Raw genomic sequence first — 11,475 nt, forward strand, 5'->3', positions numbered from 1 at the left:
CAGAAAGTCATCGTTATGAATATAACCGGATTCATATTTATTATCATTAGTCTGTTTGCTTCTTGCGAAGCATCAGCAAGCGAAACTATCGATTACAAATATGACGCAAAGAGCAGATTAGTCGAAGTTCGAAATGACAATTTTCTTCCAAGCATAATTACAAAGAAATTTGGAATTGACGCTAATGGCAATCGTACAGCCATAATCGTTACATTCGAGCTACGAAGCGCTTTTGTCGTCCCATTGAATGGATTGGCGATAATTGGAGTTCAATAGTAATATTTTATTATAGAAAGAGCATTTATGAAAAAGACATCCATGTTGCGGCTTTTTATGTCGTGCGTCGCTTTTAGTTTCTCCAGCATGGTCACTGCGGATCTCGCAAGCGCTGAAATAGTCCAGGCTGTTCCCACAGATTGGCGTCTACAAGATTATGGAGATGGCGCAGTCACCTTGTATTTTACCGGGTCATCCTGCTCTCAGGGTCAGCTAACGCTCACCGCAGACGTGAATAACGATAGCAAAAACCGATTGTGGTCGATCGTATCTGTGGGAAAGACGGCCGTACGCTCCGTGGGGATTTACTATCACTACGATAGTTCGTCTAACATATGTGTTATTGACAGCTTTTTCACGACCTAGGCGTCGACCGCTGCCGAGCTGAGGCAGCTTAAAAACTCACATATATAAAGGAAATCTCCATGACGACCTCGGCTTTTGTCGAGCGGCGGCGGCTTCGTGCGCGCCTCGCATTTCTATCACTCTCTACAGCACTCTGCTCAGGCCTGACCGTTCAGGCCAGTGCGCAGTCGGTTGCCGTTCCTACACCGCCGGTGCGCTCGTCCGTTGACGACCGTGGTGTCGATCTATTGACGGGCAATCTCATCCTAGACGATCCCGAAATTTCGATCGGTACCAGCGACACGGGCCTGTCCCTCGTCCGTCATTTGAGATTTGGGAGTTGGATCGACAATAACTACATGGTGGTTGGGGTCGCTAACGGATCGAATGCAGCTGTCGAAATTGATCGCACCAATCATACGTTCTCACTTGTGAACGGCGTCATGCAGTCTGATCAGCGAGACGGGGCAACGCTGACGTACGACAACACGTTGATCACCTATACCGACAAGGACGGAACGGTATACGTTTTTGACAAAGCTATTATGGACAATGCTGCCAGCTACATGGCAGGCAATCACCCGGTCGCCATCGTGAAATCGGTCACGCGCCCTACCGGCCTAAAGACATATTTCAATTATGTCCGGGCATCTTACGTGTCCTCCGGCACGACCGCCTATGCCGTTCGCTTGCAGTCGGTAACGAACTCGCTCGGCTATCAGCTAAAATATAGCTACGCCACCAATGCGCTGTCTTCCACGACGGTCCGCGATTGGGCGCATATCGTAGATGTGGCGGCCATCAACAATGCGGTGGATTATTGCGATCCGGCCGCCGATAGCTGCGCGCTAACCCAGGCATGGCCGCATGTGGCATATAGCGTTAGCGGCAACGTCGAGACCGTGACTGATCCGGCTGCGCGTACCAAAAGCTTTACGACAGATACATCCACCGGCCGGTTGGCCAGCAGCCGGTCGCCGGGGTTTGGCAGCGACAATGTCAGTTACGGCTATGATAGTCAGGGGCGGGTCACAAGCGTGACGCAGGCCGGATTTTCTGCGCCCTGGACGTACACATATTCTGGAAACTTTTCACAGACGACGGTGTCGATGACAACGCCGTCAATCGCGACGCCGCGCGTAGCTACAGTTCTTAATCAGGCAACCTTAACGTCGCTAACCGACGAAAATAATCATACCATCCGGTACGGATTTGATCAATATCTCCGATTGTCTGGTTATTATCTTCCCGAAAATACCACAAACTTTGGCACCGTCGCATGGGTAATGGATAACCGCGGCAACGAGACACAAATCATCAAGCGACAAAAGGACGGAAGCGGCCCGCTATCGAGCTACGCAACCTTTCCCACGACCTGTACAAATCTTGCGACTTGTAACAAACCCATCACTACCACCGATGCCAACGGCGCTGTCACCAATTACTATTACAACGCAAACGGAACGCTGGACTACGTCCAAGCGCCGGCGCCGGTTCCAGGGGCAGCGCGTCCCGAGGTGCATTACGGCTATGGGTCAGTGCAAGCCTGGGTCAAGAATGCCTCGGGAAGTGTTGTTGCATCTCCCGATACGGTCACGGTGCCGACCAGCGCCACGACGTGCATCACCGGGGCGTGGCCATGTGCGGCCGCCAATCAGCGCGTGACAACCTTTGCCTACAATGCAGGACCGTCAGCAAACAACGGGCTACTGCAATCGACTACCGTGGCATCCGGCACGGGATCCCCTTCTGGCACGACGTCCTATGCCTATGATCCCATCGGCAACACGTCCACCGTCATCGGCCCCGATTTGATTGCGACCACGAACGGTTATGATGCCGATCGAAACCTGACCTCGGTCGTGAGTGCCGATCCCGACGGGACAGGGCCGCTCCAGCAGCGTGCTGTAAACCTGCATTATGCAGCGACCGGACTGCTCGACACCAAAGCGGTCGGCACGATCAATTCCAGCGGGACCTTCGCTGCACAGCAATATGTGTTCTCGGCGTATGATGCGGCCAACCGCAAGACCGCTGACCGCCTGAGCAATGGCAGTGCCGATAGCGCGCTCACCCAATATGGCTATGATGGCGCTGGGCGACTGCAATGTACCGCAATTCGAATGACCATATCGGCCTATGGCGCGTTGCCGGCTGCCTGCACGCAGAGTGCAGCGACCAACGACGACCAGATCACGCAAATCGATTATGAGGCCGCCGGCCTTGTAAGCACGGTCCATTCCGGCGTCGGCACGTCTCTCGCCAGCAGCGACGTTCACTATACCCACACACCTGACGGCCTCACGCAAACGCTGACGGACGCCAATGGCAATGTAACGACCTATGAATATGACGGCTATGACCGGCTTGCGAAGACGCGATTCCCCAATCCAACCGGGGGCGGCAGCTCGACCACCGACTATGTCGCGATCACCGCTTATGATGCGAACTTTAACCCGACCACCCAGACGGTGCGCGGCAATCCATCGGCGCCGATTACGACGACCTATGACGCACTGAACCGGCCGACGCACGTCAGCTATCCGGGCGGAAGCTGGGCCGATCCCAATGTGGATTATGGCTATGACAATCTCGGGCGATTGGTCAGCGGGGTTGCAACGAACGGCCATACGACGTCGATCGGCTATGATGCGCTGGGCAACAAGACCAGTGAGGTCGATGCGCTGTCGACGATGACGATGCAATATGACGCGGCCGGCCGCCGGACTCGGACGACCTGGGCGGACGGGTTTTACGTCACCTATGAATATGACACACTCGGCGAAATGACGGTGATCCGCGAGAACGGCGCGGCTGCGCTTGCCACGTTTGAGTACAACGATCTCGGGCAGCGGACGAGCCTCGTGCGCGGCAATGGCACGAGCACGAGCTATGGCTATGACGCTGCGGCTCGGCTCGCCAGCCTGGGCCTGAACCTGCCCGCTGGCGCGCCAAGCACGGCGTACGGGTTCAGCTACAATCCCTCAGGCCAGATCACGAAGCGCACCGGTACGAATGATGTCTATGCATGGACAGGTGCTCAGAATGCCAGCCAGACCTACGTCCCCAATGGCCTCAATCAATATACCACGATCGGTGCGGTCACACCGACCTATGACACCAAGGGCAATCTCACCAGCGCGGGGCCGGTCAGCTATAGCTTCAACACGCTGAACCAGTTGTCGAGCGTGAGTGACACAGGTGACCGCTTTGCTTATGATCCGGCGGGACGCATGGACAGCATTCTCGACAGTAATGGCACCACGCTGCAGGGGCTCCAGCATGATGGCACGATGCTGGTGACGGAGCGCGGTCCGGCATCGGTCGGCTCGCCGATCCAGCGTCGCTATGTGTTTGGGCCTGGGACCGACGAACCCCTCGTATGGTACGAAGGAGCGGGCACGGGGACCAAGCGCTATCTGATGGCTGATGAGCGTGGCTCGATCGTCGCAGTGACCGATGCCGCAGGGCAAGCAGTCGCGATCAACGCCTATGATGAATATGGCAACCGGGCTGCCAATAACATCGGACGGTTCCAGTACACCGGTCAGGCCTGGATTCCCGAGCTCGGAATGTACGACTTCAAGGCTCGCATTTACTCGGCCGCCATCGGACGGTTCCTGCAGACCGATCCGACTGGGTATGCTGACGGGCCCAACTGGTATGCCTATGTTGGCAATGACCCAATCAACAAGACCGATCCCAGTGGGCTAGCAGAATGCCCCGAATGCTATGACCTTCCCCCTATTTCCTACCCTGCATCGCCGACGCAGCCTGGCAGCAGCAACAATGGTGGAGGTAGCGGATATGGCTTTGGCTCCGGCATTTTGGGAGGATCAGGCGCACTTCAGGCAATTGCTCAAAATGCGGCAAAAAATAGACTTCGGACGACTTATGGAGCTGCGCCGCAAAATGATGACATCGTCGTCACCGCGAGGAAGGCAGCGGATAAGGTTGGACGGTGCATTGCTGCTCAGTATGGGTTCGGCGATGGCAAAACCGCAGCCGGTCTTGATCTTGGCAAGATTGCTTCTGAAATTGGGTCTCTTCCAGTCTTCAAGCCGCTCGTTGGCATACCCGTGATCGGTGAATCGTCGCGCTTTACCAATGTCTTGAACTATACGTCTCTCAAGTTGGGCTTGAACTCGCGTGTTCAGGGAGCAGCGTTGCGTGGCTTCACGAAGGCGGCGTTCGGGAGCGTAAGATTTGCTACCATATTGGGTAGAGCCAATGTGGTTATCGGCGGAGCGCTATTGGCATATGATGCCGCTTCGATTGCAATCTGCAGTACTAGAGAATAGTAGGAAATATCATGATTTTAGATGACAGCGTAATCGAGCCTTCTATCAGATCAGAAGTAGCAAAATATTACGATGGAAAGTTTAGCGATAGTGACGATTTTTCTAAGGACCTTCACATAAACTCTGATGACCTGTCGGCAATAGCCTTATCCTTAGAAAATAAGCTGGGACTTAAAATCGACAGTAAAGACTATCGAAGCATAAATAATGTTGAAAGCTATGCCAGCGTCCTTCGCAAGCGGTTGTCGGTAGGCTGAAACAGCGGCAACCCCGAGACGCTGGGGTTGAGTCATTGACGGCACCGTCAGCCACCTGACGGTGCCGTTGTCGCATCGACCTACAGCCCCAGCGCTGCGCCGATGCTGCGGGTCTTGATACCGATCCCGGCGCGATCGTCACGCAACAGCGTCTCGTCGATCGCGCCGACCTTCGCGCCGTCCCGGCCCTCGATCGCGTCCACCAACGCCAAGCGATCGTCGGTGTAGATGGTGACGTGGGTCTTGGCGCGGGAGACGGCGACATAGGCGATGCGGGCATCGACGTTGCCGCAAAAGACGCCGGTTATCGGCCGTCAGTCCCCCCTCCCTAACAGGAAAACCATAGCGGATTACGTTAAGAGCGCCAATTCTGCGATTGACGCGGCTGAAGACCCGTTCAGAGAATTTCTGGGTCAAGTCGGGTCTGGTGGCGACGTGGATTTTAAGAATAACTTTAAAGGCCAAGCCGACAGCCTCGGTGGAGCACCATACTTAGCGGATGCTGGAAATTTCGCTTACGGTGCGATCGCAGCTCACCGTTACGGGAGCTGGGAGATTGGGCGGCAAGTAATGTTCTTGGGAGCGCACGCTTATGCGTTCGCGCACAACAAGGCGAATGTGACGCCTGCGGGGACGATATTCCCGACTGATGCAAGCGCGGCACGGCAAGCTGGAAGGGTTTCGATGCGGGATGTCAATAAACTTGGATTGTTAGCATTCCTAGTGCTGACATCATGCGGATCAACAAGCCGTGTCGTAGAAAGTAAATGCAGCGCTATAGCATGCTTCAAGATTTATAGAGACAACACCGGAGGAGCGACGGTCGACGACACCGTCAACGTGGCGATAGTATCTAAGTCTGCCACGGATGAGAAAACGATTTTTGAAATTAGCAATCCCGATAGTTTTCAGGTGAGCTGGGTCGACGATGGGAATCTAAGGATCGTTTATAAACGGGGTGAGATCACGAAATTCGATAATCATTGGACAAATACGCGCAAGCAATCTGGGTCCGTTGGTGGTGATATCGAGATACACTTAACCGAGACGCATTGATAAAATTTACTGATGCCGCAGAGTAATGTGTGTACCCAAGGCGCTCGTCTGACACTCGGTTACTCTGGTTCGGCTACAGGATTCCTGATGTCTATGGGTTTAAGAGTCCGTTTTGAAATTCACGGGTGAGCGTTTCTGCGGATGAGGTTTCCGCCCATGGCGACGAGGATCATCGCCTGGGACACGTCGATGCGCTTCTCATAGTCACGCACCAGGCGTCGCCATCGGGTCATCCATCCGAACGTCCGTTCGACCACCCATCGACGCGGCAGGACTTTGAACCCCTTCTGGTCGTCGGATCGGCGGATGATCTCGATGACGAAGTCGAGATAGTCGGCCTTGCTCATGAGTTTGAGCCGGTCATAGCCGCCATCGGCGAAGAGGTGCTTCACCCAGGGCCAACGCTTGCGGATACCCTCCAGGATGACGTGTGCACCGGCGCTATCGGAGATGTCGGCGGTGGTCAGATTGACCATTAGCAGCCGGCCATCGGTATCGACGGCAATGTGTCGTTTGCGACCAACAACCTTCTTGCCGGCATCGTAACCTCTTGCTTCAGCATGCGGCGCCTTCACTGACTGGCTGTCGATGACACCGGCCGAAGGGCTCGCCTCGCGGCCCGAGCGCTCACGGTCCAGCATCAGCGACACGTCGTGGATCGTCTGGAAGAGGAAGCGACGGGCCAGTTCGCGGAACCACCCATAGACCGTCTGCCACGCGCCAAAATGGATCGGCAGCAGACGCCACCCACACCCCGACCGGACCAGATAGCGCACCGCGTTGATGACCTCGCGAAAATCGACCTCCCGCGGACGACCACGCCGGCCGGGAGCGGACATGAGAGGCGCTATCTGCGCCCATTCCTCATCCGTCAGATCAGACGGATAGCGTTTGGTCTTCTTTGCGATCTGCGCCATCCGGCTGCGGCTCTTCTCGTTCCACATCCGCAGCTTGAATCATAAACCCACCTGCCGCGAAACCCCCACACACTGAGCTGCTGCCGGTCTCATGGACATCGAGATAAATGCCTGCGAGCCGGCGGCCCCTCATGGGGCCCAGCTTCCTATTTAACGAAACAGTCTACTACCAGGGCAGCGACAGATAGAGCTCACGCACAATCGCGAACCGCTCCTCGAACGGAGGGAGGTCCGACAGCTCGAGCTTGAGTGTATCCAAATCCGCTTCCGCTCGTTGCGCGATCTCTGGGTCGTCGATTGATGTTATGTCGGGTTCGATGCTGCGGGTGCGGCACTTTTCGATCAGCGTTACGAGGATCTGTGAACGATCTTCGCTGCTCAGCTGATTGGCTTCGACCAAAAAGCGATGTCATAGACATCCTGGCGCCGATAAGCTGGGATCGCATCCCTGTTCCACCGCCTCACGCGTCTCATTGCGCGAAGCTTAATCCGCGCTCCCGCAACCACGCTTCCATCTCCCCGGTCGCGAGCTTGCCCATGTTCAAGCTGCGGTGAAAATTTCGCTCGGTGTACGCGGCCAACCGGCCGGGGAGCTGCTGGTCGCGCTCCTCCGGTCCTCGTCTTCTGGCTCCTCGATCGAATACGAAAGCGCGAGACGCACTCGCGAGGGAAGCGAGACCCGGTTAGGTTCCTGGTTCTTGAGCAGCCGCCGACTCTGGTCAACTTCAATGATCTGCCTGACCCGGCTGGTGCTGATTCCAAACTCCTGTCCGATTACCCGGTATGTCGCGCCCTGCGCCCTTCGCGCTGTCATCAATGCACGCCGCTCATCGGCTTGGGCCATCACCTCGGCCCTCGTCGGCTGCGTCTTGGTCTTGGTCTTGGGAATCATTGCAGGCTTTGCCCCTCCTGGCTTTGATGATCTGCCTTCGAATATGGGAAGGCGATCATTATTCAGCCGCTTTGACATCGATCGTGCAGTGCACTGTCCTAGATTTTACCTTGGCAGCAGCGGTGCGGCATCTGTCAATCGTCTCGCGATTGTCCTTCGCCAGATCGGCGGCGCTCACGATCCCGTTCCAGCTCGCCGGCGAAGCGCGTCGCATCAAATGTTTGCCGGCCTCCCAAGGCGTAGGCTCGGCGACAGCACGTGCTGCTATCCGCTCGGGCCATAACCAGCTCGACGGCATCAGCCGTACAATCGGCCCCGCCACGATCGCGTAGAGCAACACCCCCAGCACCAAGCCGCCGAGACCGGTCCACAGCAGCAAGCGGTTCTGCTCGTCGCCGCGCCGCGCCGACCCCAGCCGGTCGGACAGGCTTCCCGCGACGTTGCGGAGCATCGTGTCCGTCGTCCCGATCTGGTGACGCAGTTCGCGCACGGCGTCGGTGACAGCGGCGTTTAAACGCTGTCCCATCTCCTCGGGCGTGAGCATCATCGCCGGGCTCTTGCTCATCGCGTCGATCTGGCGGACCAATGCCGCCAACACCTTCTCGGTGCGTGCGAGCGTCGGCTCATAATCAGGCGTGTCGGCGAACTCCCGCGCGGCGGTCAGCCCTTCGATCGCGGCGCGTAGCAGCGACACCTCACGGCCGAGCTGGACGAACGCCAGTGCCGCCTGATCGTCGCCGCCATCATATTCATCCCCGTCGTCCATACGTACCCCCTATCGGCTCATCCCCAAGTCACGGTCGCGGTTGAGATCGCGCGACAACTCGCGACCGATATTCCGGTCCTCGCGCTCGCTGATCCCCAGCCCCAGCTCGCGCGATCGGCTGCGCAGGAGTGATTCCACCTGGGGATCGCGTTCGAGGCCTTTCGCCATGTCAGCCATCTCCTGCCCCGCCTTGTCGCGGCCCGCTGCATAGCCGGCGCGCTCAAAGTCCGCGTGCTGGCCCTGGAGCATTTGCCAGCGTTCCACGAACCGATCGGCGCGCAGATGCGGATCGGTCCGCACGCGGGCTTCCTGGGCCATCGCCGCGATCATCGGGCCGCTGCGCCCCGCAGCTGCTTCGCGCAGCACGGCCGGATTACGCGTCATCGCTTCGTGCATATCGTCCGACCCACCGGGACGGAGCTGGTCCAGCGCGTCGATCGCGCGCTGGAGCGCCACCTTCTGATGCTCGAGCACGATCCCACTCGAGGTCTTTGTGTGTAAAGCCGCCTCGGCCGCGCGGGAGGTCCGCTCGACCGCACGCACGAACGCGGGGTCCTGGCCGTGATCGTACGCCTTCACCGGCGCCGGCCTCGCCGACGTCGTATCGAGCTTCAACCCGTCGAACATACCACGCTTGGACGCTCGCACCTGCTCGCCTTGGCTCTGCTCCGCTGCCGGCGCCGGGCGTTCGGATACGGGCCGGCTCGTGCTTTCGGGTACGGTGTCGCGACGCTCCGCTTCCGGCGCCTTGGGCCGGAAGCCGGCGAACATGCTCTTCGCCTTCGTCTCGACCGTCCGTACGATCTCGCGCACCCGCTCGGGCAACCGGATCTCACGCCTGTCCGCAAAAACACGAGCGGCCTCGTCGGGCTCGGCCGCATAGTCGGCCGCCATGTCCTTGGCCCGGTCGCGCGACAGCACCGCGGCGAGCTTCGCGTCGGACGCGAAGTCGTCGCGCCCGTAGTGAAGCTGTACCCCGTCCCGGTGCCGCGACAAGGCGACATAAGCGGCGTGCCGGTCCATCCCCGGCGTCGCCAGCACGTGCGTTCGATCGACCGTTACGCCCTGCGATTTGTGGATGGTAGCGGCATAACCGTGATCGACCGCCGCATAGTCCTTCACGTCGAACCGGACCTGCCGCCCATCATCGAGCCGCACGCCCATCCGATCTGCCGATACCTGCTCGACCGTACCGAGCGTGCCGTTTTTCACCCCCAGTTCGCGCTCGTTGCGCAGGAACATGATCCTGTCGCCGGACGCGAACTGGCGTATCCCGCGATCCGCCTGGACGCCTACGTCCTGCCCAAGGTCGCCCGACGCCCGCAGTCGCTCTCGTGCCTCCCCGTTGAGCAACTGCACCTCGGCATTGGTATGCGTAAGGATGATCCGGCTCTTGTCCGGCTCCGCTTGGCGCTGCCGGTCCCATTTGCCGACCAGCACCGCCCGCGCCTGGGTGCGCGTGTCAGCAACGCGCACCATGTCATGGTCGCGGTAGGCCTGGAGCGCGTCCGAAGTGCGGCCCGTGGCAAGCCAGCGCGTGGCATCGCGCTGCCAGTCCGCCCGCTGCCGGCGGATCTCGGTGATCTCGGCCGCCCCGTGCCGCTCGGAGAGCGCACGAAAGGCCGCTCCCGCCTCGATCGCTTGCAATTGCTCGGGATCGCCGACCAGCACCACCTTCGCGCCGGCCCGGTCCGCGGCAGACAGCAGCCGCTCGATTTGCCGCGTGCCGATCATGCCCGCCTCGTCGACCACCAGCACATCGCGCGGCCCCAGCTGCTCGCGGTCCCGTCCCCACGCATGCTCCAGGCTGGCGATAGTGCGCGAAGTGATGCCCGACCCGGCCTCAAGGTTCTCGGCCGCGATCCCCGACAACGCCGCGCCCCGCACCGTGTAGCCGGCTTGTTCCCATTCGTCGCGAGCAACACGCAACATGGCCGATTTCCCGGTACCGGCATAACCTACGATGATCGCAAGATCACGATCATGGCCTATATGGCGGAGGGCAGCCTGTTGGTCGCCCCCAAGCACCAGGCCGTCACTCCTGGCGACGCCCCCCTTTCCCCCCGGAGTCGCCAGGAGACCATGCCCTGCCCGCCCGGCAAGCCGGTCGGCCGCACGCTCCAGCCGCACCTCGATCGCAATCATCTCACGGCTCGTGAACCGCTCGTCGCCGCGTCCGTCCTTGCCCAGCGTCACCAGCTCGGGCGACGCCTTCGCCGCCGCCATTACCTGGTCGTACTGCTCCTTGCCGTCCGAATGCCGGAACGCGAACACCGCCAAGTCGCGGGTCGTGAACGTCGCCTGCATCCGCGTAATCGCGTCCAGCGCGACAGTCGGATCGGCGATAATCTTCTCGCCGTTCTCGCGCGCGATGCGGGCGTGATCCTCGATCCGTTCGGCTTCCAGCCCCTGCCCCGGCCGGCGCGCCGCTGCCGGCCCGATCTTGTGTTGGGGTTCCAGTTCAATGCCCTGTTCGGCATAGGAGCGATGATCGATCCGCGCATCGATCCCCAGCTCAGTCAACCGTTCATTGACATGCGCGCCCCACGCTTCCCGCCAGTGCTGCAACAGTGCGCGGTCGTTCCACGGCACGACCTTTTTCCCGAACCCTTCCGGGCCTACTTCGCGCATCGTCATCATGACGTGCGCATGTGGTTTCGGACTG

At 59.1% G+C, this 11,475-nt stretch carries 9 protein-coding genes; 3 read left to right on the plus strand and 6 right to left on the minus strand.

Translation table 11 applies throughout. The features are described from left to right. The first annotated feature begins 701 nt into the window (after positions 1–701). The gene (locus RH90_RS23060; RefSeq protein WP_081477078.1) at positions 702–4,922 is read left to right on the plus strand and encodes an RHS repeat domain-containing protein; all 4,221 of its coding nucleotides are present in this window, start codon (positions 702–704) and stop codon (positions 4,920–4,922) included. A gap of 11 nt (positions 4,923–4,933) precedes the next feature. After that, positions 4,934–5,179, plus strand: coding sequence for a hypothetical protein (locus RH90_RS23805; RefSeq protein WP_157134824.1), 246 nt, complete (start codon positions 4,934–4,936; stop codon positions 5,177–5,179). An 80-nt stretch (positions 5,180–5,259) separates the two neighbouring features. Here RH90_RS23805 and RH90_RS24675 read toward each other — a convergent pair whose 3' ends face one another. Continuing rightward, positions 5,260–5,385: a hypothetical protein gene (locus RH90_RS24675; RefSeq protein WP_332306579.1), complete on the minus strand. Its 126-nt coding sequence runs from the start codon at positions 5,383–5,385 to the stop codon at positions 5,260–5,262. Between the two features lie 64 nt (positions 5,386–5,449). On the opposite strand from RH90_RS24675, the gene RH90_RS23815 reads away from it, so the two are divergent. After that, complete coding sequence (locus RH90_RS23815; protein ID WP_157134825.1) at positions 5,450–6,235, plus strand: hypothetical protein; 786 nt, start codon at positions 5,450–5,452, stop codon at positions 6,233–6,235. 119 nt (positions 6,236–6,354) lie between these two features. Here the strand turns inward: RH90_RS23815 and RH90_RS21605 are convergent, their stop codons facing one another. The 5 genes from RH90_RS21605 to traA form a co-directional block, all read right to left on the minus strand. Beyond that, entirely contained in the window at positions 6,355–7,179 is an 825-nt protein-coding gene (locus tag RH90_RS21605; RefSeq protein WP_081477079.1) for an IS5 family transposase, read from the minus strand. Positions 7,180–7,318: 139 nt separating this feature from the next. Continuing rightward, positions 7,319–7,552 carry a hypothetical protein gene (locus RH90_RS21610; protein WP_010189114.1) on the minus strand — a complete coding sequence of 78 codons (234 nt, stop codon included), beginning with the start codon at positions 7,550–7,552 and terminating at the stop codon, positions 7,319–7,321. A 141-nt stretch (positions 7,553–7,693) separates the two neighbouring features. Further along, positions 7,694–8,044, minus strand: coding sequence for a sigma factor-like helix-turn-helix DNA-binding protein (locus RH90_RS21615; protein WP_010189116.1), 351 nt, complete (start codon positions 8,042–8,044; stop codon positions 7,694–7,696). Between the two features lie 58 nt (positions 8,045–8,102). Continuing rightward, entirely contained in the window at positions 8,103–8,810 is a 708-nt protein-coding gene (locus tag RH90_RS21620) for a DUF6118 family protein (protein WP_010189117.1), read from the minus strand. 9 nt (positions 8,811–8,819) lie between these two features. Next, a partial coding sequence (gene traA, locus RH90_RS21625; RefSeq protein WP_029625597.1) for a Ti-type conjugative transfer relaxase TraA occupies positions 8,820–11,475 on the minus strand: 2,656 nt, incomplete at its 5' end.

The organism is Sphingomonas sp. PAMC 26605, from assembly GCF_000241485.1.
GTDB lineage: Bacteria > Pseudomonadota > Alphaproteobacteria > Sphingomonadales > Sphingomonadaceae > Sphingomonas.

Coding starts and splice junctions, on each gene's coding strand:
- RH90_RS23060 (WP_081477078.1), top strand. CDS start 702: ATGACGACCTCGGCTTTTGTCGAGCGGCGGCGGCTTCGTGCGCGCCTC.
- RH90_RS23805 (WP_157134824.1), top strand. CDS start 4,934: ATGATTTTAGATGACAGCGTAATCGAGCCTTCTATCAGATCAGAAGTA.
- RH90_RS23815 (WP_157134825.1), top strand. CDS start 5,450: ATGCGGGCATCGACGTTGCCGCAAAAGACGCCGGTTATCGGCCGTCAG.
- RH90_RS21605 (WP_081477079.1), bottom strand. CDS start 7,179: ATGTGGAACGAGAAGAGCCGCAGCCGGATGGCGCAGATCGCAAAGAAG.
- RH90_RS21615 (WP_010189116.1), bottom strand. CDS start 8,044: ATGATTCCCAAGACCAAGACCAAGACGCAGCCGACGAGGGCCGAGGTG.
- RH90_RS21620 (WP_010189117.1), bottom strand. CDS start 8,810: ATGGACGACGGGGATGAATATGATGGCGGCGACGATCAGGCGGCACTG.